The organism is Streptococcus huangxiaojuni, from assembly GCF_040930515.1.
Classification (GTDB): domain Bacteria; phylum Bacillota; class Bacilli; order Lactobacillales; family Streptococcaceae; genus Streptococcus; species Streptococcus huangxiaojuni.
Window position 1 is genome coordinate 18,266 of sequence record NZ_JBFQEG010000002.1, and the last position, 25,055, is coordinate 43,320.

The 25,055-nt window shown below is 35.7% G+C and carries 20 protein-coding genes; 17 read left to right on the top strand and 3 right to left on the bottom strand.

Annotation, left to right across the window (positions count from 1 at the left end; genetic code table 11):
- Positions 1 to 125: 125 nt before the first annotated feature.
- Entirely contained in the window at positions 126 to 377 is a 252-nt protein-coding gene (locus tag AB3329_RS01515) for a hypothetical protein (protein WP_368393977.1), read from the bottom strand.
- Between the two features lie 64 nt (positions 378 to 441).
- On the opposite strand from AB3329_RS01515, the gene AB3329_RS01520 reads away from it, so the two are divergent.
- Positions 442 to 1,845: a prolyl oligopeptidase family serine peptidase gene (locus AB3329_RS01520; protein WP_368393978.1), complete on the top strand. Its 1,404-nt coding sequence runs from the start codon at positions 442 to 444 to the stop codon at positions 1,843 to 1,845.
- Between the two features lie 108 nt (positions 1,846 to 1,953).
- On the opposite strand, the gene AB3329_RS01525 is transcribed toward AB3329_RS01520, so the two are convergent.
- On the bottom strand, positions 1,954 to 2,580 hold the full coding sequence (locus AB3329_RS01525) for a Pr6Pr family membrane protein (protein ID WP_368393979.1): 627 nt from the start codon (positions 2,578 to 2,580) through the stop codon (positions 1,954 to 1,956).
- A gap of 322 nt (positions 2,581 to 2,902) precedes the next feature.
- On the opposite strand from AB3329_RS01525, the gene AB3329_RS01530 reads away from it, so the two are divergent.
- The 16 genes from AB3329_RS01530 (at position 2,903) to nth (ending at position 21,574) form a co-directional block, all read left to right on the top strand.
- Entirely contained in the window at positions 2,903 to 4,072 is a 1,170-nt protein-coding gene (locus AB3329_RS01530) for an Mbeg1-like protein (protein ID WP_368393980.1), read from the top strand.
- Between the two features lie 198 nt (positions 4,073 to 4,270).
- Positions 4,271 to 4,693 (top strand): cupin domain-containing protein, encoded by a 423-nt coding sequence (locus AB3329_RS01535; protein ID WP_368393981.1) that lies wholly within the window; start codon positions 4,271 to 4,273, stop codon positions 4,691 to 4,693.
- Between the two features lie 220 nt (positions 4,694 to 4,913).
- The gene (locus AB3329_RS01540; protein ID WP_368393982.1) at positions 4,914 to 5,234 is read left to right on the top strand and encodes a carboxymuconolactone decarboxylase family protein; all 321 of its coding nucleotides are present in this window, start codon (positions 4,914 to 4,916) and stop codon (positions 5,232 to 5,234) included.
- 243 nt (positions 5,235 to 5,477) lie between these two features.
- The gene (locus tag AB3329_RS01545) at positions 5,478 to 7,937 is read left to right on the top strand and encodes a sigma factor-like helix-turn-helix DNA-binding protein (protein ID WP_368393983.1); all 2,460 of its coding nucleotides are present in this window, start codon (positions 5,478 to 5,480) and stop codon (positions 7,935 to 7,937) included.
- A gap of 253 nt (positions 7,938 to 8,190) precedes the next feature.
- The gene (locus AB3329_RS01550; protein ID WP_368393984.1) at positions 8,191 to 8,979 is read left to right on the top strand and encodes a class I SAM-dependent methyltransferase; all 789 of its coding nucleotides are present in this window, start codon (positions 8,191 to 8,193) and stop codon (positions 8,977 to 8,979) included.
- Positions 8,980 to 9,102: 123 nt separating this feature from the next.
- Positions 9,103 to 10,578 carry a glycoside hydrolase family 1 protein gene (locus AB3329_RS01555; protein WP_368393985.1) on the top strand — a complete coding sequence of 492 codons (1,476 nt, stop codon included), beginning with the start codon at positions 9,103 to 9,105 and terminating at the stop codon, positions 10,576 to 10,578.
- 474 nt (positions 10,579 to 11,052) lie between these two features.
- Positions 11,053 to 11,910 (top strand): helix-turn-helix domain-containing protein, encoded by an 858-nt coding sequence (locus tag AB3329_RS01560; protein WP_368393986.1) that lies wholly within the window; start codon positions 11,053 to 11,055, stop codon positions 11,908 to 11,910.
- A 101-nt stretch (positions 11,911 to 12,011) separates the two neighbouring features.
- Positions 12,012 to 12,182, top strand: coding sequence for a subtilosin A family bacteriocin (locus AB3329_RS01565; RefSeq protein ID WP_368393987.1), 171 nt, complete (start codon positions 12,012 to 12,014; stop codon positions 12,180 to 12,182).
- 90 nt (positions 12,183 to 12,272) lie between these two features.
- On the top strand, positions 12,273 to 13,631 hold the full coding sequence (locus AB3329_RS01570) for a radical SAM protein (RefSeq protein ID WP_368393988.1): 1,359 nt from the start codon (positions 12,273 to 12,275) through the stop codon (positions 13,629 to 13,631).
- The gene (locus tag AB3329_RS01575) at positions 13,621 to 14,547 is read left to right on the top strand and encodes a hypothetical protein (protein ID WP_368393990.1); all 927 of its coding nucleotides are present in this window, start codon (positions 13,621 to 13,623) and stop codon (positions 14,545 to 14,547) included. Before AB3329_RS01570 ends, AB3329_RS01575 begins: the two co-directional genes overlap by 11 nt.
- A gap of 11 nt (positions 14,548 to 14,558) precedes the next feature.
- Complete coding sequence (locus AB3329_RS01580; RefSeq protein WP_368393991.1) at positions 14,559 to 15,410, top strand: peptidase M16 family protein; 852 nt, start codon at positions 14,559 to 14,561, stop codon at positions 15,408 to 15,410.
- 651 nt (positions 15,411 to 16,061) lie between these two features.
- Entirely contained in the window at positions 16,062 to 16,199 is a 138-nt protein-coding gene (locus AB3329_RS01585; RefSeq protein WP_368393992.1) for a hypothetical protein, read from the top strand.
- A gap of 1 nt (position 16,200) precedes the next feature.
- Positions 16,201 to 16,926, top strand: coding sequence for an ATP-binding cassette domain-containing protein (locus AB3329_RS01590; protein ID WP_368393993.1), 726 nt, complete (start codon positions 16,201 to 16,203; stop codon positions 16,924 to 16,926).
- Between the two features lie 2,546 nt (positions 16,927 to 19,472).
- Positions 19,473 to 19,697, top strand: coding sequence for a DUF4649 family protein (locus AB3329_RS01595; protein WP_368393994.1), 225 nt, complete (start codon positions 19,473 to 19,475; stop codon positions 19,695 to 19,697).
- Between the two features lie 209 nt (positions 19,698 to 19,906).
- Complete coding sequence (locus AB3329_RS01600) at positions 19,907 to 20,515, top strand: DUF1349 domain-containing protein (RefSeq protein ID WP_368393995.1); 609 nt, start codon at positions 19,907 to 19,909, stop codon at positions 20,513 to 20,515.
- 432 nt (positions 20,516 to 20,947) lie between these two features.
- Complete coding sequence (nth, locus tag AB3329_RS01605) at positions 20,948 to 21,574, top strand: endonuclease III (RefSeq protein ID WP_368393996.1); 627 nt, start codon at positions 20,948 to 20,950, stop codon at positions 21,572 to 21,574.
- A 256-nt stretch (positions 21,575 to 21,830) separates the two neighbouring features.
- Here nth and AB3329_RS01610 read toward each other — a convergent pair whose 3' ends face one another.
- On the bottom strand, positions 21,831 to 24,839 hold the full coding sequence (locus AB3329_RS01610; protein WP_368393997.1) for a glycosyl hydrolase: 3,009 nt from the start codon (positions 24,837 to 24,839) through the stop codon (positions 21,831 to 21,833).
- Positions 24,840 to 25,055: the final 216 nt, after the last annotated feature.

Consider the following 25,055-nt stretch of genomic DNA (forward strand, 5'->3'; position numbering starts at 1 on the left):
TCAGTTATTTGAGAAGCTTTTTCTTTTTATAGTTTTAAAAACCTTGTTTTAAAGCTTTTTATGGCAAATTAAGCACTAATTCGCAAGCGTTTGCTATTCTGCTGTAAAGTGCTATACTGGGGGTATTATTTTGGGACATAAGGCTGTTTTTCCAACAAAAATCCTCGTAAAAAAGATGGTAACACCATGCTTTGTAATAGCACTTGATTAGAAAAGCCTTCTAGTCGTCTTGGCAGGGGTGCGCCTACGAAATCAAAGATTTCTGGCTTACCGCCATTTTCCTTTTGCGTTTTTAACGGCCTTTGTATCTTGGTAATTGAACACGGCCTAAACGCTGCGGGAAAAAGATAGTCTGACCTCGAATCTTTATGATTCATCGGTCAGTCTCCTATTTTCCTTTTGCGTTTTTAACGGCCTTTGTATCTTAAGGAGGAGATTAAGATGAAAAAGATTTTACAGGTAATGGGGATTTTGGTATTGGGAGTGCTTGTTGTTTGGGCCGGCAGTCAGGTTGAGGCCCGGGGCAGGTCTGACCGGGCAGGAAAGAACAGTATTACAGTTGTGCAGACAAAAATTGTTTTGGACAGTTATGAGTTTGGACCGGCTGTTTCTAAGATTGTTCTGGAAACTGATAAGCCTTTAAGTGAAGCTGTACTGAATTCGGAAACTGCAGTAGCCACAGCAGGAATTGCCAGACAAATCAATGACGCTTATTTGTCTGATGCTCAGGGCAATCGTCTGGATAGGTACAGTAAAAGTTCCTTCGTAACCTTAGAATTGGCTGTTGATTATAATACCGAAGATCCTGCTCAGAGTGCTTCTCCTTTTACTTTCGATTTATCAACCTATCGCAATTATTGGGTAGAGAGCTATGTGGTGAAAGTCAGCGGACTCGGACTGAAAAGAAGCGGCTCTGGGAAGCTTCAATTGGTTAGCTCTGAACAGGAAGCAATTGAAAACCGTCTAACTCCCTCGGCTGATCGTTTTTCAGACAGAGGGACCAGCAGCCTGTCGTATGCAGCCTATCAACCTGAATCTGCTGCAGCCGGTGAGAAAAAACCTCTGATTGTCTGGCTGCATGGTATTGGTGAAGCAGGAACCGATTTAAACTTTCCTCTTTTGTCAAATAAGGTGGCTGCTTTGACACAAGAGGAGATTCAAAGTCAGTTTACATCAAGCGGAAGCGGGGAACAAACAGGAGCCTATGTTTTGGTCCCTCAGGCACCAACTGCTTGGAATGAGCAATATGGTGAAGCTCTGATTGAGACAATTGATGCTTATCTGGCAAACAATCCAGATATAGACAGCGACCGCATCTATTTAGCTGGTGCTTCCAATGGCGGAGCTATGACCTTAGAAATGGGGATACATTATCCGGATTATTTTGCTGCTCTTGTGCCAATTGCTGCACCTTATGATTATCAGACTGATGAGCATGACAATCAAGTATCCTATAGTCTGGAGGACGATACCTTATCAGCTTTGAAAGACCAGCCGATGTGGCTGATCCATTCTCAGTCAGATGCCACAATACCTGCGACAGAGAGTGCTTTACCTTTTTATAAAGCTATGATAGATGCCGGTCTGGAGAATAAATGGATTTCTTATTATGAGAGTGCTCTGGGGACTGATTTACCTGGGCAAGTGTATAACGGCCATTGGGCCTGGATTTATTTTTTTAATAATCAGGTAACAGGTGTACAAAGCCGGGAAAATGTCGCTTCTATGTCTGATCTAACCGGTCTCGTTGCGACTGATCCTACAAGAGGAGGCGCCAGCAAAGCAACTGTTGACGGCATTGAATACAGTAATATTTTTGACTGGCTGAATGCTCAGAAAAAATAAGTAAAAAAAGGTAAACTTCAGTTTTAGAAGTTTACCTTTTTATTAAGGCCTAATAACTTTTAAACGGCTGTAAAATGAGCTCCAATCACAGGGAAAGTATTCTTTGGCTTATTTATTTTTTACCCCAATCTTCTTTTTAAGAAAGACTAAGACGTAGCAGAAAAGCAGGTAGGCTATAGCAATAAGGACGGTGTTTTTAGCAACAGTTTCCCAGCCATAGCGACTGGTGTTGATAAAGAAATAGGGGAAAGGGCTGTCTTTGCTGCCGGGAACCGGAAGCTGTAAAAGTGTCCCGTTAAAGATAGCAAAGGCAAAATACAGCAGTGGGATGACTGTCCAATAGAAGGGATCCTGCCATTTGTAGTTATTTCTGCGGTCTAAAATAAGTGTATCAAAGATCAAACAGAAAGGAGCGATATAATGGACCAAAAAATTGCGGATATTCCAGAAATCTTCAGGCTCAACTCGAGGTGCTAAAAGAAAATGGTAAATCATAAAAGTAATAGCAATAGCCATAGTTACTCCGCCTTTGATGCGCAGCAAATGAGGATTGGAATTGATCGTCCCTCGTTTGGCTTCATAATACACGAGGTAGAGCATAAAAGAAAAGGTGAGAATATTTGAAAGGACAGTATAATAAAGCAGCATTCCGGCTCCGCCTTGATGCAGCTGGATACTGACTCCCCAAATACCGCAGCCGGCGGCCAAAAGCCGAAAAATCTGTGTTTTTGACATGACAATAAACCTCTTTCCTATCTTTTTCACTCAACCGCAGAAAAAATAAAGGCTTAGAGCAGTAAGAAATGGTTAATGTAGGGGACAAAAACTCTGCTTAAACTTAAAATGCCTTTAGAGGTGTTTTTCTTAATCAGTTGGCGGAAAACTGTTTCTATCTTACCATATTTTTCCTTGACTGATAAGAAAAATAACCGTAAAATGTGGACAAAGCAAGAAGCAGCTCTGATGAAAGAATATGAATGTTTTAACCTCGAAGGATAGCGCTGCTCTCTTCTTACTAATCGAAACCGATTAGGGACTAACAGAAGGGGACAAAATTATGGCCACAATTTTTAATTATCTTCAGCAGCACAAGAACACTTCTTTTTCTGAACTGCCCTTAAATGAGCTCGATGTCCTGTCTTTAAATGAAATTGGCTATTTAAATTTTGATGAATGGCTGACAGATGATTTTGATTTTACTAAGGAAGTTACGCTGTACCACTTATGGGAAGATTACCAGAAGAAGCATGAGGGGCAGGAACTGGCCTATAATTTTCTTTTTACCAAAGAACGGATTGATATATTCCGATTGATGCTTTCCGGTAAGCGTTTTGCCGATTTGCGGCTGGAGGCTTATATCAATGAAATTAACACTGAGTTTGAAAAACAATTCTCAGCCATGGTTTTTAAGCTTCCGCACATTCACTACAGGCAATTGGTCTTTCGCGGGACTGATGACAGCTTGATTGGCTGGAAAGAAGACTTTAAATTGACCTATATGCGGGAGATTCCGGCTCACCGCTCAGCAGTTGTTTATCTGACTAAAGCATTAGCGGCCTTGCCTGGCCCAATAACTGTTTCCGGGCATTCTAAGGGAGGCAATCTGGCAGTTTATGCCAGTACCTATATTAAAGCAGACTTACAGCAGAAGATTTCGGCAATTTATATGTTTGATGCACCGGGATTGCACAGCAGTGTTTTACAGTCACAAGGGTATCAAGCTATCCGCAGTAAAATTCGGCTTATACAGCCACAGGAAGCTATTGTCGGTGTGATGCTGGATATGGATGTTGAGGCAGCAGTTATCGCTTCGTCCTCTTTTGGGATTGGGCAGCATAAGGTCACCAACTGGCAGGTCGATACTGCAAATAACCTTCTGCTGCCGGCAGCAGAAGGTTTGACGGATTTAAGTCTTAATTTGGGAAAAACTTTTAAAAAATGGACAAATGAGCTAAGCAATCAGGAGTTAAAAATTCTTTTTGATACACTGTTTGATACTGTTATGACCAGCGGTATTATCAGTTTAAATGATTTAAGTTTTAACACCGCCTCCGGACGAAAACTGGTTAATGCAGTTGCCACTTTTCATTCTATTGACAGCCGTAAAAAAACACTTCTGCTAAAGTCTGCCCGCCTATTTTTCCTGGCTTTTGCCGGTTATACTAGACAGGCCGTCTGGGAAAGACCGCGTTTGCCTCTGCCGGATTTTTTGAATCGCAACGATTAATGCTTTTATTTTTTGGAAAAGTTCGCACTGTCCATATCTATACAGGCCAGACGGTTGGACTGCTTTAAAAAGTATAGGGCATTTGCGGACATAAGCTGTATTTTTTATGCCTTTTATTTATAAATGACTATTCATAACAGGTATTTGCCTTATCTTTGAAAAGGGGTATAATAAAGAAAACAGCGAAAGGGGTATAAAATGGCTAAATTTGAAGAACTTAAAGACGGCTCGGTTTTCCCAGTTGGAGATAAAAATACGGCTTATGCCAATGTTTTTACAGGGCAGTCTTATTTACAGATGCTGACTCAGGCACCGGACGGCAGTTTTGGTGTCGGCAATGTTACATTTGAACCTGGCTGCCGCAATAACTGGCATGCCCATGTTGGCGGTTATCAGATTCTTTTGGTGACAGGCGGTGAAGGTCTTTATCAGGAAGAAGGACAACCTGCACAACTTTTAAAAACAGGCGATGTGGTTCTGACAGAAGACGGTATCAAACACTGGCACGGTGCTACCAAGGATGCTTGGTTTTCTCATGTAGCGATTACTGCCGGTCAGGCAGAGTGGTTTGAAGCGGTCGATGATCAGCAATACGAAGAAGCTAATCAGACCGCGAAATAAGTAAACAGCCTAAACGCTGCGGGAAAAAGATGTGGCTAAGTTTAGAATTGATTTCAAGTTAGCTAGCCGTAGCCGTCTGAAGGATATATCGTCCTAGCGGCCGACCGCACCCTTCTAGTCGTCTTGGCAGAGGAGCGCAGACGAAATCACAGATTTCTGGCTTACCGTCATTTTTGCTGTGAGCTTTTAACGGGCTTTGTATCTTGTTGGAGGTTTTATTATGACAGAGAGACAAACAGCTGGACATGATCTTTTAGGGGATTTTGCTCCTAAATTTGCTGAATTCAATGACGATGTTCTTTTTGGTGAAGTTTGGTCACGGGAGCAGGAGCTCTCGCCTAAACTGCGTTCTATTGTGACTGTTTCTGCATTAGTCAGCGGCGGTAATCTGGAACAATTGGGACATCATTTACAGCGTGCTAAAGATAATGGTGTTTCAAAAGAGGAAATTGCAGAGATTCTGACTCATATTGCCTTTTATGTCGGTTGGCCTAAGGCTTGGTCGGCTTTCAACCGTGCAAAGGAAATATGGTCCGATTAATAAAAATAGACCCATCTGAATAATAAAAAAGCAAGGGAGCTGAGATGTTGTATCTGCTTTACCTTGCTTTTTTGTTATTAAAAAGTAGGGCTTATGAAATTAGTTAACTCCATTTAATATGGTAGTTTTATTTTATGATAATCTTCATTTGCTTTCTAAATAGAAGCAGTCTGAATTTAGCAGTCGGCTTGCTGCTTATGATATGATATAATTGAGTATAGTTTTCAAAGGAGAGTTTCAGTAATGTCTATTTATTTTTTAGAGAAATTTGGGTTAAGTCATGCTATAGCGCATAAACTATCAACTGCAGGTTTTACTCTACTTGATTTTTTTATTTTAAACAATGAAAAAATTTATTCAAAAGCCGTTAGTAATTCAAACAGGAAAAAAATATTTAGTGCAATTGAAAATAGCTTAATGAGTCCTAAGTTTAAAGATGGTATTTATGATGACATCGTCATGCTAACTTCTGTTGGAGCCTCACTTAATTCCAGAATATATCATTTTACAAATTCGATTTCTGAATTGAGTGCTTTGTTAAAGACTAACGATTGGGTGAAAGAAGGGTTAAGCGTAGCTTCAAAAAAAGCCAGTAAATATATTAAAGAGTATGAACTTAGTGTTGCTTCCTCAAGAGAAAAGGAATTATGGGAGGCGTTTATCATATTTTTGAAAAATCCTAAAATTGATAGTAATTCTATTTCTGACTATCATTTGAATAGACAAGTTGTTGAAGAACTTAAAAATTTAGAAGTTATAAGTTGTGATAAAGGGATACTGTATCTTAATCTCTATAATATAAAATACTATCCGGAACTTATAAAAATTTTTAATATTGACACGAAGTTAATTCCTAAAATTAACAAAAGTGAACCTGTCACTGCTTCACAAATACTAAGTTTAGATGAATTACTCCAGATAGACTTTAAAGATAAGGATTTATTTATTCAAAGAATTGAGGGAAAAACCTTGCAAGAAATTGGAGATAGAACCGGTATTACAAGAGAAAGGACAAGACAACGGATTGCAAGAGTATTAAAAAATTTACCTCAAATAAAAGAAGTTCAGACCTACAAAGCTTATTTTACCAAGTACGATATTGGTAAAGATATTTTTATGTATGTTTATAATTCGGATGGAAGAATTTATGAACTTTTGAATTTGTTATTTAAAAAGGGTAAGAAGGATGTTACAAATGAAATCATAAATGGCAATTACTCTCAAAAGGCAAAAGACTATTTTTTGAATACGCATCGCAAAGTAAAATTTGCTGACACAATAAAAGAAATGACAAAAGAAAATGCTTTGGTTGAGATAATGAAAGCAAATCAGTCGTTACAAACCTACCTTTCTCCTGAAGAAATGCTGTATCTATATAACGAGTATGTTCAAAAATATCCAAAATTATCAGTTAAGTATCCAAGAAGTTTATACCGTATTGCTGATGATAGTCAAAATATTATTAAATCTCAAGGGCGCGGGTACAGATATTTTACTATTAATTTATCTGATAAGCTAATGCGTAGGTTAACGAATATTATTAATGTCCTACCTCCGGGGGCATATCATATGGATTATGTTTATAATAATAATTTAGAATTTATGAGGAGCATTGGTATACTTAATGGTTCTGAATTGCATAATTTATATTTAATATATAATATTCCAGTTACAGAGATGCACTTAGGACGAAATCCGGAATTTATTGTGAAAATTAACTCGAAAAGAGATTTTATTTTTCGAAAAATGCTCAATTTTCATGGAAAACCTGTTGAGGAATTTGTAAATCTGCTTAATTCCAATTATGGATTGCGAAAAAAATCTCTATTTTCTTATCTCTCAATGGAGTTGGGGGAATATATACAAAAAGGGATTATAGTAATTGATTCATCAGATTATTCTAATCTAAAAGGATGTTTGAGTCCTATACTAACAAAGGATATTTACACTGCTAAAGATTTTTCAAAAATTATTAAAAAATATAGTTCACTTGATAATATAACACCTTTGCTAATTCACGAGTTAGGATACTTAGATCGAGGGAATTTGGTTATCTCTAATAAGTTTAAAAGTTCGAAAGAAGCCTTAACCGCTACAATATTAGCAAATGAAGTATTTACAATTACATCAGATGATGTTTTTAAAACTGGTGATTTTTATTCAACTTTTTACTCTTTGGAAAAAAACTTTAAAATCTTAAAAATAGCGGAAAATACCTATCTAAATACCGAAAAACTGTTGAAATATGGTTTTGATTTTAAAAAATTTAAGAGATTTATTGAAAAAGTAGAGAATGAAGTCGAAGATAATTCATATTTTACTATTCAATCTTTGATAAATAATGGATTTACAACTGATCTAATTAATGAAGGTTTTGAAAAGATTACGTTAGATAGGCTTATCGGAATTTCTAGAAAATTAAAGCCTGTTAATAGCAGTTTCCCTACGCTGTACTATAAAGGAGACAAAAAGAAAAATGTAGATGATTTTCTTTTAGATTTGTTATTAGATGAGGGGGAAGTAAAACTTGATGATTTTATTAACAGTATAAACGAATTTTATGGTTTATCGTTGGAAAGACATGATATCAGATACAGACTTAGGCGGCAAGGTGTCTTTTATTCAAAAAAATTAGATAAAGCTTATATATATGAGGAAAATAATTTAGCTGAAATAGATAAAGGAGGAGATACATTAGGATAAGGCTCTGATATCGTCTTAATATTATAATTATTGTTAAAATAAGTTGAGGGATTAAGCTCTTAAGAGCTTAATTGATATATGACGTATACGTTACTGGTTTTCTTCGCTAGTAGATTATGGATGGAACTTTGCAACAATTAACAATTTATCCGGTCTGAAAAAGGGGAGGTAAGTTGAATCATGATAGTACTTTTAAACTATTATAATCAGAAAACCGTAGTAATAAATGAGGTGACATTTTTGGGAGGGATTTATGAAAGCCAATTATAAAAACTGGATGCCTAAGCATATGATTTGGACAGCTTTGATAGGATTTGCTGTAATGCTGGCAGTTTTACTGAGTGTAATTTATACCTCTGTCTTTCCTGATGGTCCTTTAAAAACTACTGTAATATGGGTAGTTTTTGGTTTGACCTCAGCCTCTGCTGTGGCCAGTTTATGGTTTATTGTAATGTATCGGGCTTTTTCTTACAGCGGGAAAAGGCAGCTCTCCCGGCAGATTGTTGAAGGATTGGCAGCTTATGTAGACCTGCCGGAGGAAGGTCTTGGCCTTGATGTTGGCTGCGGCAGCGGTGCTCTGACCATTGCCTGCGCTAAGCGTAATCCACAAGGCCATATGGTCGGTATTGACCCTTGGGATGGGGAATATAAGTCTTACAGTAAAAACCTTTGCGATAATAATGCCCAAGCAGAAGGAGCAGTTAATGTATCTTTTGCCAAAGGCAGTGCAACGAAATTGAACTTTGCTGATGAAACCTTCGATGCTGTAACCAGTAATTATGTTTATCACAATATTTTCAGTAAAGACCGACAGGCTATTTTGCTTGAAACACTGCGTACCTTAAAAAAGGGCGGTGTTTTTGCCATTCACGATTTAATCACAAAGAAACGTTACGGAGACATGCAGGCTTTTATGACAAAATTAAAAACTATGGGCTATGAAGATGTTCAGCTTATTGATACAACAGACCTGCTCATGTCATCAAAAGAAGCATTTTGGATGGGGCTGTCCGGATCTGCTCTTTTGCTGGGAAGGAAATAATGATACTATTTTCTTTTCTTAAAATCGTTTTTAGATAAGAAAAATGAAAAGGCTTCCATTTTTTCTGGTAAGATCGGCCTAAAAGTGGTATGATAGGCATAGAAACAATCGGAGGTAACTAAGATGACATTTCCTAAAGACTTTTTGTGGGGCGGAGCAACTGCTGCAAACCAGTGTGAAGGAGCCTATTTAGAAGACGGCAAAGGTCTGTCTGTGCCGGATATGCTGCTGGGTGGTGATGTGGATACGCCAAGAACTTTCCTTCCTAAAACGGATCCCAATGCCTTTTACCCATCACACGAGGCGATTGACTTTTATCATCACTATAAAGAAGATATTGCCATGTTTGCGGAAATGGGCTGGGGTGTTTTCCGCTTATCGATTAACTGGGGTCGGATTTTCCCAAATGGTGACGATGCTGAACCTAATGAAGCGGGACTGGCTTTTTATGATAAGGTTTTTGATGAATGCCACAAACACGGCATTGAACCTCTTGTGACACTCTGCCACTATGAGATTCCTTGGAATATTGTAACCCAGTATCACGGTTTCTACAGCCGGCAAACGATTGACCTGTTTACCAAGTATGCAAGGACCTGTTTTGAGCGTTATAAAGACAAAGTGAAGTATTGGCTGACTTTCAACGAAATCAATATTCCTTTAATGGGCGGGGGCCACAGCGGCTTAGGTAATTTATACGGCCTTGGTTTAATGCAGGATGAAGATATCAACTCTGAAACGCCGATTCCTCTGTCTGACTTGAAAGACAATCCGCAAATGCGCTTTGAAGCCCTCCATAATCAATTTGTGGCTTCAGCTTTAGCTGTTCAGGCAGGCCATGAAATCAATCCTGACTTTAAAATCGGCAATATGATTGCCCATATAACAACATACCCGTTGACACCTAATCCAAAGGATATTTTGGAAAATCAAAGAAATATGCATATTTCTAACGATTTATGCGGTGATGTGCAGGTGCGCGGTGCTTACCCTGATTTTGCTTTCCGTTACTTTAAGGATAATCAGATTGATGTCTCTTATATCACTGAAGCAGATAAAGAGATTCTTAAAGAAGGCACTGTTGATTTCTACACTTTCTCTTATTATATGACCAACTGTATCACAGTTGATGAGTCTGCCGAAAAAATTGGCGGGAATATGTCTATGGGGGCAAAAAACCCTTATCTGAAAGCTTCTGACTGGGGCTGGCAGATTGATCCTGACGGTCTTCGTTACACGCTTAATCTTCTGCATGACCGCTATCCGGATACGCCTCTGATGGTTGTTGAAAACGGCTTTGGCGCTTTTGATCAGGTAGAAGCAGACGGCAGCATTCATGATGACTACCGCATCGCCTATTTCAAAGAGCACATCAAAGCGATGGATGAGGCTGTTGAAGATGGTGTCCCTCTGATTGGCTACACCACCTGGGGACCGATTGATTTGGTTTCTGCAGGTACTGGCCAGTATGCTAAGCGTTACGGCTTTATCTATGTTGACCGGCATGATGATGGGACAGGCGATTTTTCCCGCAGCCGCAAAGATTCCTTCTATTGGTATCAAAAAGTCTGCCAATCAAATGGTGTGATCTTAGATTAAATAGTATAAAAACATACCTCCTCTTCTTTCAAGTCTTGCGACCTGAAGGAAAGGAGGTACGGTTTATTTTAGGATTCTATTAAATCAGTGAAATCCTCCTATATTAAAGTAATTTTAGATTCTGTCTAAAATCGTTAGAAAAATCTTAAACTGCTAGACAAACTCAATTTTCAATGTGATTCTCTATTGTAGAATAGAAACAAGTACTATAACTTCTCTAAAATTTTTCCCCTATTAGGAGGATCCTGTTTTTAACTATTTTAATGCGTGTATCGGAAAAACAAGATAGGTAAAAGTATAAAAAGTTGGTCGCTAATTATCGTTACATTCAGGGCAACGGAGAACTTCCAAGTCTGATCATCTGATGACAGTGTATTTTACCAGTATAAATATCAAGAAGATGTAAGTTTTGATGTAGCAAAATAGTACATAGAAGCAAATACTTATCCCGAATTTGCAAACAAGGAGATGTTTATGAAAAAATTTGGATTAATTTTGAAAAAAATTCGTGAGTCAAAAGGTCTTTCATTAGCAAATGTTGCCGGTAATAATATCTCTAAATCTCAGTTGTCTAGATTTGAAAATGGGGAAACTGATATTACACTTGATAAATTGCTCTCAGTTTTAGATGTGCTGAATGTTTCGATTAGAGAATTTATATATATGGGACATGGTTTTCATAGAGATGGACTCTCTGAATTGATTGATGAGATGCGAAAATACTGTAATCGTAATGATAGTAGGTCTCTAAAAAAGCTACTTATCCATTATTTAGAGAATCAAAAAGATACGCTTAATAATAAATTAGCTGTTATTTTAATCAAAGCAAAACTTCAAGAAATCGAAGGGATAAATCATTTAGAAAAGGAAGACGTTGCATTTATGTCTGACTATTTATTTAATGTAGATACTTGGGGTGAGTATGAACTTAAGCTGTTTTCAAATACAATGGAGTTATTTAGCCAATCAAGTGTTACAATTCTAACAAAAGAGATGGTAAGGCGTTCAGATTTTTATAGAAGTTTACCTAGTCATAGAAGACTAATATCGAATATGCTATTAAATGCTTTCAGCCTTAGTGTCAAGAGAAATCAAATAGTTGACGCAGATTATTTTAGGCAACAGCTGCATCAGCTTTTTTTTGACGAAACTGAACTTTACGAAAGATTAATTTTTCACTTTATAGATAGTTGTTATTTCTATAGATTAAGCCATAATGCCAAAGAAATTTTAGAAATGAGAAAGTGTATTGGTTTACTAAAAGCAGTGGGTAGCTCGGATTTAGCAAAGAGATGGGAAGATTATTTACAGGACATATTAGCGTTTAAGTGATTGCAAATTAGGGATGAAAATAACTAGGTCTACTGTTAGTGCTACAATTGGTATTAGGCAGTGGGCCTAGTATATTTTTTTATTCTCAAGGAGGAATTATCATGATTATGGATGTAAAAACTGATAATGCACTTGCAAAAATTGAAAAAGCGACTGTCGTTAATAACAAAGGATGCAGTGTATGTGCAATTGGTGCAATTTGTTTAGCTGATGGTCCAGTTCCCGATTTTGAAGTTGCAGGAATTTCAGCTGTATTTACTGCTTTTGGGTAATTTAGGAAACGATAAACTTCTATTTCATATAAATATTTAAAAATGAGAAGGGCCTACTGCTTATTTTTAAGATAAAGGAGGCAATTAAATATGTACTTAACACTAGATAATCATGTCACTATTTATCAAACTAAAGGAGATTACAATGTAATAGTTGAAAAAGTAGATGCTAATGAACGTAAACAGTTTGACTATTTCACTATAAATAAAACAGGTAAACAAATATTAGAGTCCATAGACGGTCTCCAACAAATGGATGAATTTATACAATCTTTTATTTTAGATAATAACTTAGTCAATGATGATAGCGCTTGGATTCAAGAATTTCTAATAGATATGCTGAATCGAGGAGCGCTTTTGTTACAGGAAGAGCAAAAATTAGAACAACCTCCATTGTATATTTATGGAGATTCAAAGTTAATTTCACCTTTACATGTGACTGTTGAAATTACTGAAAAATGTAATTTATATTGTGCTCATTGCTATTTAAATGCATCGTGTAATAAAACTACAGCAATTAATTTTCATGAATTTGAAGAACTAGTAAAAAAGTTAAAAGCGAACAATGTATTAAGTATAGAAATTACTGGTGGTGAAGTATTCATGAACAGGGATGCGGATAAAATCTTAGAATTAGCATTTAATGAATTTAGTAGAGTAGCCCTATTGACAAATGGAACGATACTTAAAAAAAGTAGCTTGGAATTATTAACAAAAAATAAGGATAAATTAGCTGTAAGTATCTCTTTAGACAGTGTGAGAGAAGATTTGCATGATAGATTTAGAGGTATGAGGGGAGCATTTAAGAGTACTTGTAGGAATATAAAGAGATTAACTGAATCGGGAATTCATGTAAGAGTCGCCTCATCTATATTTGATGAAAATATGTGGGAAGTTGACAAGTTAGCCGAACTAGCTATTAGTCTAGGAGCGGAAATGTTTGTATATAATTTTGTTGAAAATTTTGGAAGAGGAACAGAGCTTAATAAGAATAGTGGACCGAATTTTTCAAAGAAATATTCGAAATATCTAAGTGAAACAGTTGAGAAATACAGATATTTAATCCCAATTATTGAATCAGAAGATTATCTTAGATCGTCTTCAAATTGTGGGGCCGGCACAAATACTATTTTAATTGGTGCGGATGGAAATTTGAGACCATGTCCAATATTTCCTAAGAATAAAATTTTTAAAAATATCAATGATGGAGATATGGTAGAAATTTTCTCTAATGAAATATATCAACAAATTAGTAATATTTATCCTCCTAGTATTGAAAATGGATGTCCAAAAGCTTGTCCAAATTATAGCAATTGTTTTGGGTGTTATATGAAAGGTTTGGAAAGTAATGTATATAGAGAGTCAGAGAATTATTGCCCTTGGATTACTTTTAATAACCTAGAAAGCTTTATGGAAAAATATAAGGAAGGTAAGATAATTGAAGAATGATACTTTTTCCTATATATACTATCGTCATATTCCTAATGTATTTTTTAAACAAAAACTCAAAGAAATTCATAGAAAATTGAAGAGTAAATTGATAAATCAAGGAATTGAAAATGGTATTCTTGTTTCGATATTTGCTCTAGGATGTAATGGTAAGTGTAATGAGATCATCTTCATTAAGTCTTATAATAAATTATCTGCACTAGAGCTTAACAGAATTGTGAATGAATTATACAATTTAGAAATTTATTTTTTTAAACAAACTGGAAATAATCAAAGTAGATATGAGATTTCTTGTTTTGGAGTAACAGCACAAAGTTGTATACAAAATATAGATTTTCTGAAACATCTCAATAATCATTTTAAAAAATGGGAAAATTATAACGTAAAGTCTTACAATAAAGATAAGGTTAAAATCGAAAAAAATTATAAAGTAAGTAACGGTGAATTAGCTTTTATTGGTTTTTTAAATAGTGATATTGCAGTAAGGAATCTAAATGATTTACTATCTGTAAAATTAATAGAAGAGATTTTTAATTTAAAAACTAGTATTTTGACCGAAATTCGAAATCAAGGTTTATGTTATACGACAGTATCGAAGTTTCATGAGGACTTGAATATTATTTATACTGGAATAGTAGTTAGCTATTCACAAAAGCTTTTAGGAAAGTTAAATAATATGTTTAGTGAAGTAGAAATTTTTGAAAAAGATTTTATACAGGCAAAGGAGAGATTAAAGAAGGAAATAATTTTTTCGACAACTCTGTATCAATCTGAGCACTATCTATTGCCTTACCAGATACTAGATCCAAACACTGATATAACACTATTACTTGATTTGACAAATCGGATAAAATTTGAGAATATCATTCAAATTTTTAACAATAGAAAATTTGTTTGTTTAAAAATCACTCAGTAGGAGATTAGGCGATGAAGAGTAGTTCATTTTATATTAATCCTATTTCTAAAATGGGAGATGTTATTATTGAAAGGATAATTATTAAGTTTAAGGGCAAAATCTTCGATGGCTATTTACATCTGTTAGAACATTTATGGGTTAGGTCTAATAAGTCTTGGCTTGACGATTTTGAAAGTGATCATAATATTTTTAATGCTATGACAGAAAGTAATAAGATAACATTTGTATTTATATATACAAATTATAATTTTTCAATAAATACTAGTGATTTAAAATTTAATTTAGCTTTTAATAATCAAGACTTTTTACTTGAAAAAAATACAATTTACGAAGAGAGGAAATTGTATTCAAACGATGTTCAATATGTTGATGAAATTCTAGGGAGCATAGATACAATAGAAGATTTTAAATTGCCCGTGTTGATAAATATGTTAAAGCAGATTAAATATGATGTAATTCGTTTTAAATTTTCTTCTAAAATTATCGAAAAAAAAACATGTAGTTACTTTCCAAATAAGTTAAATAGTTATTCAATTCATTGGGTTGGATTGAAACGAATTCGAATACATGATTTTTATGAATATAGTATATTGCTAATTATTTTGAAGGTATTCAATATAGCTAATGAAAATTTTTTATATAAAGCCGTGGAGTTAGATGGAAGTTACGAAATAATAATTGATAATCGAGAGATATTTAACCATATGGTTTTATACAGAGATAATATTTTAAAAAGATATCTATTATTACTTTCAAATTTACAATTGGAGATTGATCAGAGTATTTACCTAACTGATTTATTAGGATTTGTTCCTGATATGTCAGAATTATGGGATTCTTTTAACTGGAAAGTGCTGATGTAATGAAAAAAAAAGTATTTTTATTGTTCTTATGCAATATGATTTTCATATTAGCTCTCTATATTGCTAGAAATTTTTTGACACTACGTGTAGAAATTAATCTTGGTAACTTTATTTTTTTATTAATATTATTTACTTTATGCGAATGGAAATACGTAACTGTTTTCCGATTGATTAGTAAACTTAAGTTGAATAATTATAAAATAGCTCAATACGTTGTTTATTTAATCAATAGTAATATTTTTATGTATACAATATTGATGTACATAAATACTTTTTCATACATATCATCGTTCCATATGTTATATAAGGTGAATTATGTAGTGAATGTCGTAATTTTGATTTTTATTTTAGCATATTTGTTTTCGAAACAGAGATTGATACTTCAAAAATATAAGCTTTTCTTTATGGTAATTCTGCTATATTTTGTTACTATAACTAGGATAATAGATTTGCTTATATTTTTTATAGTGCTAAATATGGTGTACTTTTCTAAGCAAATCGAAAGGATAAGGATAAATAATTTAGTGATATTTTTATTTACAGCAATAATGATATACTATATGGTGATTCAAAATACGTTCTCTATAGTTTGTACATGCCTATTATTTTGTGAGTACCTTGTAGCTTTTTTCATAGAGAGGAAATTAAATAATGAATAAAAAATTTAGAACTATTATTGGAATATGCTTTTTAATCGGATCAGTTTTGTTTGCTTTAAGGGGGGAATTTGCTTATGTACCTGTTTTAGTATTAGTAGGAGGATTCTATGTATATAAAGGAGTGAAATGAATTGAAAACCTTACTTAAAATTCAAGATTTAGAAGTAGCTTATAAAAAAGGGCAACAGGTAATCAAGGGAGTTGATTTAACTTTAAATAAGGGTACTGTTTATGGTTTAGTTGGCAAAAATGGATCAGGAAAGACGACATTGCTAAAAACTCTTAGTAGTGTATTTAACCAAAATATTTACAGCTTAGATAATTTTTTGTTCTTGGGTAAAACTTCAAACTTAAATTCTGAATTTTATCGACGCAATAAATACACTGTTTTTGCGGAAAGCGAAAGTTTTTTGAATTGGACATTTGAAAAGTACATCGAAATGATTTGTAAGCTTTATAGACTTCCTATCGAGGAGGAAAAGCTATTTGAACTTGTTAAAGGATTTAAATTTGAAAACTACTATCAAAAAGAGATTCGAGAACTTTCAACTGGAAATAAGAAAAAAGTTTTCTTAATAACCGGTTTATATCTAAGGCGACCTTTGCTGATTTTAGATGAACCATTTGATGGACTGGATTTTGATGCAACAGAATATTTATATCAAAGAGTTGCTTTATATAAGAAATACGGAACAGTACTTATGAGTACTCATTTTGCAGAGAGCGTAGTTCGTGTATGTGATAGTCTTTATATTTTAGAAAATGGTAATTTGAATTTATTTCAGGGAAATTTATTTAAATGGTTAGAATTGATAAAATCTAAAGGGGCTAGTGATGATTTGGAAAGCAATTTGTAGAGATATATTTTCACGACAAAGGTTTTACCTGTTTTTTATTTCATTAATATTAGTTTTAATGATAAAAAATTCGTTTTCTTATAGTTATAATATGACGATATTACTCTTTTCAGTGCTATTAGTTAGTTTGATAAGTTCGTGGCAACTATTTTTTTCATATTTTAAATCAGACAGGATTCAAGGTTATTACCAACTTCCGATTTCACTACCAGTATTCAATCTAAAATTCTTATGTATAGCTTTTATATCTAATGTAGTTGAGAGATTATTTTTATTAGTCATTCTATTTGGAGAAAAAAATTGGCAAAATATAACCTTACTTGTTCTATATTCATTTTTAGTTATTGTGAGCGGATTTAGGCTAATTAGGTATTGGGCTAGTTCAAATAAAACTGTGTCTAGGATTTCTGTGGTAATCTATATTTTTACCTCACTATTAATTATTCCCATAATAAAATCAATTTACTTGCTTTTATTTTTACTTATTGTCGAATTAGTTTTTGTTTTAAGAGATAGTAGTTACTTTTATTTAGATGATATATCAAGCAGAAGTGGCTACTTTAATTTCAAAAATTATTTTTTAACTGCTATAGTAAAGGAGAGATATTTTTATTTCAATTCTGTTATTTCAATTCTGTTTATTTTTGTTTTATCTTTTCAAGATATGCCAGAAAGTTTAAAATTTCCAATGTTGTTAACAGTTGCTTCTACTAATACCCCACTAACTACTTTGATTTCTAGTACGCCACAATTGAACTCACATTTACGCTCTCTCCCTAAGTCTCTCATCGTTTATATTATGTATTTAAGATGTTTATTATATTATTTTTTTATAATAAATACTACAATTGCGGTTTTATATATTTATATTACTCATAGTTGGATATTTTTGATATGGGTCTGGTTATATACTATATTTGAATCTGTGATATATTTATTTTTGGAAAAATATTTTTATATCGAAAATTGGAAAATAAAAAAGGAATTGTGGAAGCATCCAAGAAAATATATTGTTCCAATACTCACTTATTTATTTTTCTTTATTCTGCTTATATAAAAAATTTAAAGAACGTTAAATTCTTTGGTCCTTTTTAAATTCGATGGGAAGGAAGGAGCTGTTTTATTTTTAAGTAACTCCTCTAACTGTGGAGCACTAGTTTATATAGCAAGAGTAGAAACAGCAGTATAAACCGGCAACAATCAGAGCAAGATGAATTTGAAGCAAGAATGGCTGTGGGGTCATTCATTATTATTAGGTTTTATTTAGGGTGAAAAGTCTAAAGAAACGATAATTATATTAATGGCTGTTAGGTTTTGTGGGGGCGTGACAACGGACTCTATCGTCGGGGGGGGGGGGTCCCGCTCTCCAGTGTCTTTAGCAGAGATACATCCGCGAAATCCCATAGGCCTTGATGGATAGCGGTAAAACAGAAATAATAGACAACCTAAAATATCGATAAATGAAATTAGCAGCTTAGCTTGTATTGCTGAAACCAAGGGAAACTAAATAGAAAAACCACTCATGATTTTTCCTTCCTGAATGTCTGATAACTGAACTTTCAGCTTAGCTATTTAGTCCCAAGGAAAAGCAAAGCAGCTGATAAGCAAGGAAAGAGGAATTATAGCTAAAGTAAATACAGCCGCCGTCAATTTCAAATGCTCTTTGCCCCAGCTGCTAACGTTGACCACAGTCCAAAGTAACAGAATAATTGTCAGTTCTCCACGAAATAAGAAGTAGTAGATTACCCGTTCAGCTGTAGGACTACCACCATATGCCCCAAGTAGCACTAAATAAATTGAAAGGATAAAGAAGAGTATAGAGCTTATAATATAGATAAACACGGTCAATACCTTATGCTGCTGGCACCAAGGAAAACTAAATAAAAAAAGTAGAAAGAGTATAAAAATTGAAAAAAAGCTATAATGCATCAGAAACAACACTATTCAGCCTCGCTTTCTAAATCGTTAACTACTGCTCTTAGGGTTTTCAGTCTCATTTTTTCCGGTTAAAACCAAGAAAAAGGGATGCTAAATCAGCCGACAAGTAAGGCAAAAAAGGATTATAGCTAAAGCAAGAACAGCCGTCAGCTTTAGGTGCTCTTTGCCCCATCTGCTAACGTTGACTGCAGACCAGACCAACATTGCAACACTCTTACCCTTACTTTCAGATGGGAAAGCCAGATATTTTTAAGCTATTATATCCTATTTTAGCTGCTTTGAACAGCTTATTACATAAATAATATCGTTTTGAAGCGTCTGAGCAAATTTTCTTTATTATTAAATTTTATTAAAAACCAGCAGGAGGGCTAATCAGGAGAACTTTACTGACTTATTTCAGGACAGTTCCTGATTGGGTAAGACTACAGCTATGCCGTTTGAAAGGGGAACTGTAAAACTGCAGCTTTATGATTGGCTGCCTTTCGCACATTTCCTGTATAACTTTTGCATATTTAAGTCATAAGTCGTTCGACTGGCTTTTTCTTGTTGGTGTGATAGAATGGTGTAACCCCCCTTAAGCTAAAGGCTTAATAGAATTGAGGATTTCAATGATTGAAATAATGTATTTAGATGCTGCTAATCAGGAAAGGACGGTTTCCTATCCGTCATATGAGGAGTTTAAACAGTCACAGCAGACGAACTCAACAGAAATCGCAGACTACTATAAGATTGTAAAATTAACTTATAAAGGTCAGGATTTAAACTACTCAGGCACTTATGGCGATATCTTCTTTTATTTGCAGCAGCAAAACCTGCCGCAGGATGACTTTTAAAAAAAGTCTTTTGGGAGAATCAGCTGATAAGTTTCCTGAAAAGTTGAATCAAAAAGCAATAGAGTCCTAGAGCAAAGTTCTGAGGGCTTTTGCTTTTTATTAGTTACATCTCTTGCTGATCTGTTTTTATCTCTGCGAGGCTATGCTGGGCAGAAGTTTATGCTTTTTTATGATAAAATATAAAAAAGATGAAAAAGGAGAACAGTGGAATGAAAGCATTTAACAGTCAGGATTTAAAGTGGACGCGTCAGCCTGAAGATTTTTCAATTACGGATGACTGCATCTCTATCACGACCGCACCTCATACGGATTTATGGCAAAAAACCTACTATCATTTTGTTAATGATAATGCCCCTGTTTTGCAGATGGAAAGCAATGAGCCTTTTTTTTCGTTTACAGTAAAAACAGATTTTTCCGGCAGTCATACACGCTTTGATCAGTGCGGAATTGTCCTTTATCTGGATGCTGAGAATTGGCTGAAAGGTTCAGTTGAATATGAGAATGCTGATTTTCAGCATTTAGGAAGTGTTGTGACAAATTTGGGTTATTCTGACTGGGCCAGCACTGAAATTGACAGTTCAGTGAAATCGATGTGGTACAGGCTGAGCCGCAGAGAGAGCGATTACTGCATTGAGTGTTCGGATGACGGTCTTGTTTTCCGGCAGATGAGGGTCTGCCATTTACATAAAGGCAGCGGAACAATCCGTTTCGGTCTTTATGCTTGTTCGCCTGAGAACTCTTCGTTTACAGCCCATTTTACAAACATGGAGCTGACTGACTGCAAATGGCAGGCACATGATGGCCAGCAACCGGACTAAGAGTAAGATCTATCATTACTGTTAGAGTTCTGTTAAGTTGATCGTCTCAATTTTCTGAGTTATTTTAAATTATGGTTAAGGTACGATTAACTTCTCCTAGAATTGACTAATCTAGGAAATGAATTGAAAGACTGTTTTCTTCTTTAAATAAGTCAACACAAACCAGCAGTCATTTTCCCCCACTCTTCAGTTTTTAGGTTTTGATAAAATCTCCCTGATTCTTTTTTCTGCATATTTGTCAAAGAAGGTAGTGTTGTTTTAAAAAGGTGAGAACAGTCAAGTTTGGAGACCGTGTTCTTGCTTTTTGCATTAGTAAATAATGCAAAAAATCCTCATTTTTCTGCATATCGTTAATTGAGAGAGCATATCATTTAAATCTGCTAAAATCAGAGTATTTTGGTATAATAAGGTATCATTAATCGGAGGGGACATATGGATTTGTTATCCAAGAAAAGAGCGCGTCATGTCATCGAAGAGATTATTGCCCTTTTTCCAGACGCAAAGCCCAGTTTAGATTTCCGCAATCACTATGAGCTTTTGATAGCAGTAATGCTGTCGGCTCAGACAACAGATGCTGCAGTCAATAAGGCGACTCCGGCTCTTTTTGAGCGTTTTCCAAGCCCTAAAGAAGCAGCCGAAACCAGACCTGCTGACATTGAACCGTATATTTCTAAGCTGGGACTGTACCGCAATAAGGCGAGATTTATGCATGAACTGTCCGTTCAGCTTTTAGAGCGTTTTGACGGACAAGTTCCCAAAACCAGATTAGAGCTGGAAAGTTTGCCCGGTATTGGCCGGAAAACTGCTAATGTCGTCTTATCAGTAGGTTTTGGTATCCCGGCTTTTGCAGTAGATACCCATGTTTCCAGAATTTGCAAGCACCATAAGATTGTCAGGCAGTCGGCTACGCCCTTAGAAATTGAAAAGCGCGTGACAGATGTTTTGCCGCCTGAACTATGGCTTCCTGCCCATCAGGCCATGATCATTTTCGGCCGTACTATCTGTCATCCAAAAAATCCCAAGTGTGATCAGTATCCTCAGCTTTACCAGTTTGATTAAAGAGCTAAAACAGCAGTCTTGTCTGGTTTAGACCTAAAATAATGCTTTTTGGAATCCGTCATCAGCAGAAGCAAAAAATGAAACTGATTCAGTTTCATGAACTTTTCATAGAAGTTTGCTATTTAAACAGGCAACCCCTTGTACTTTGATTTTGATATCTAAAGTATAGGGGTTTTCAACTGTTCTCAAAAAATCTTTTGGCCCGTTTTAGCAAAACACTGTCTCCGGTTAGCAGCAGCAATCAGGCCTGAGTTCTTTATTCTGCGATTACCTGATAACTGTAAGGAGAAAGAGTGATGGCTTCTGTCAAGCCATATGAGGCTTTATCTCTTAAATCATCTGTATTTTCTTTTAAAACAGCGTTAAGCAGAGAAGTTGCTACAGTAATTTCAATTGTATTTTCTCCGGACTTTAAGTAAGGACCGACATCAACTTGAGTCTCGGTCTGACTGGTTTGCACTGTCTGGCCGTTGACCTTTATTTCAAAAGCATCTCTGATGTGTCCGTATTCAAGGACGGCTCCCTGATGTTCGGCCCAGCCCTTATTCAAAGTCACCGTCGTTTTATAAGTTCCGACACCCGATACATTTTTGAGTTTTTTGATCTTATCCCAAGACTGAAGTTTATCCAATTCTCCGACATTAATAGTTGTAAGAGCTGATTCTGAAGGTGTTTCTCCTTTTGTCCAGCTCTCAACAGTCAAATCCCATTTAGTCAGATTCTGAGATTTTTCGGCTTTTTCTAATTCGACTGTCTGGGTTTGACCATCTATAGTGACTTCACCTGATTTGCTGCCCTTAACAATCAGTTGGTTGCTGCTGTTATAAGCAACCTCTTCTACATTCTTACTGCTGATTGGGTTAGCAGTTTCATCCTTAAGCAAAGCTATAATAATCGAATCATTAGCTGCTATATCAACACTGACTGTTACGGAAGATTCTTTTTTGCTGTACTCGGCAATCGGAGTAATTTGTCCAGTCCAAGCGTTTAAAAGGTAGGGACGGCCTTGCCCTTGCAAAGTTACTTTAGTTTGAAGCCGTTTGGTTTCAGCGACATTGCGAAAGCTGTCGTTATCGCCGTAATTATAAAGATAATAGTATTCAATATTATCTTCGCTGCGGTGGTTGGCTAATAATTTAGCTGAGTAGCTGGCATCTGCTATAATATCGTTTTCCTTAAGACTGGATACAAGATCGCCGATCTTATCAACTGAAATAATACTCTTTTCTTTTTGAAGATCTGCCATCAATTTCTTGACGCTGCCGTCCTTATAATAAGCTGAACGATTGGCCTTTTCGCCAATAATGATAATTGGCAGACCATCGCGGGCGTAAGCTAAGATTTTTTCTGCTGCAGCTTTTGTCAATTCTTTCTGATTGTTAAGAATAAGAGCCTTGTAGGAGGCTCCGCTGGCATCCAAACGCTTGTTGCTGACAGTCATATTGTCAAGTTCAAAGGCTGAAGGACTCAAGAAATCGTAGCTATAGCCATTTTGTTCTAATTTCTTACTGTTAAAAATCTTTTTAGAACCAATAAAATCGATTGTTTCATAGTAGCTGTGGTCATAGATAGCTAAGTCTACCTTAGCTTGACCTTGACGCAGGACATACTGATTGCGTGTAATAAAATCTAAGTAAGTCCCAGCATATATCCAATTCGGCTGCCGTTCTCCCCAGGAATTAGACCAGCTTGAAGGACCAAAACCATCAAATCCCGGCCACTGTACATCTTTGTTATAGCCGTTTTCACTGCCGTCTCCATCGTATTGACCATTATAGGCGTAGCCATGAAAAACAACTTGATTAACCCCTGCAGCAAAAGCACGTTGATCATGCCAGATATGGTTTTGGAAAGTCTGCTCATAATTACCGGAGTTTTTCAGACCGTTTCCGCGTGTATTATACTCTCCGGTTTTAGAATTTTTGTCATTCCACTGCTCGGTCCATTCGGCTGCCGACTCTATTGAATAAATTGTTTTATCAGTAATATGTACAGCGCCCGCCTGAAGCCGATAAAAATCAAGAAAATCACTGCCGTAAAGTGTCTCTGTTTCTGGAATATCCGGATAAAGGGCTGTTTGTGCCGTCTCCAAATTTTTGCCATAAGATGTTTGGTAACGCAGGCTTAAACCGTATTTTTGGGCAAAGTCCTTTAAAGGCTGGATATGGTTAGTAATGTAGAGTTCTGTCATGTATGATTTAAAATCATTTTTGACTGCCTCAGTATTTTTGTTAAAAGTGAAGTCAGGTTCAGGCTCTCCCATGTAATTGCCAACAGCATCTGTATCGTATAGCGCAGGAAGATAAGCAGCCAGATTATAGTTCTTTTTTGCCTGAAAACCCTCAAGAACGCCGTATGTCCAGTCTAAATGCGTTTCAAACTCCAGAGAGTCGATAAAGAGTGAGCGAATGTTCTCTGTGTCTTCACCGTAAGCAGGCAGCAGATTATTTTTCCAATAATCAATAATTTGCTGTGTCCCACTTTTACTGAAATGATCGATTTGGTTATTACCGTATTTTGTGTTGGCCGAAGGGTGCTGATACCATGCAAAGAGGACATATTCGCCATCATCCTTGGGTGTAAAAGAAGCGGTGTAACCTTTATCGGTCTGTGTAATATCCTTCGATAAATCCAGTGTTTCTACAGAATCAAAATCAAGTATTTTTTTCTTTTTATCTGAGTATTTAGCAACAGTTACAGCTGCTAGAGTCGGTTTGATGTTAGTTCCTTTTAGGTCTTCTTTGACCTCTTTTGAGGTTGGAAGTTCTCCTTTGAAAGGTTTTTTCTTTGTAATCCCATCAGTATGCGCTCCATCCAGCTCCATCTGAGCTCCCTGTGAAGGATCATTGATATCGGTGACTGTTGGTAAAGCCAGCGGCCAAGCAGGCGTCATTGTAAAGTCTATGGTAAAATTATTTTCTCCAGCTATTTTTAACATATATGATGTTAAATCTTTCCAAGCATCATCACCCCAATTAATACTGCCTTCACCATCTCCGCCTTCTGTAGAGACAGGGACAACCTCAGCACCGCCATAGCCTGCTTTAGCCATAGATTCGATTTCTTTTTTTATTTCCTCCTTTGTTAACTGTGTCCCCGGGACCCACCAGCGCGTTAAAGGTTTGTTATCTGCACTCGGTGTTTGAAAGTTTTCTGTCAGTTCTTCTTTGCTTTGTGCGTTTGCAGTCTCAATCGTCCCAATATGAAAAGACAAGAGAAGTGCAAAACCAATTAGCCACAGTTGAGGCATTTTTTTCCAATTCATTATAATCTCCTTTATCACAAGATACAAAGGGCCTGATAAACACAAAAGGAAAATAAGGGGTGGCAAGTGATGTCTTGCATCACGCTGGCAGCTATCTTTTCCCCGCAGCGTTTAGCCCGTGTTCGATTCACAAGATACAAAGCCCGTGAGAAGAGCAAAGCAAAAATAGGAGCCTGACTGCTGAGTCACTAAAGACTCAAGGGAGGGCCATCTTTT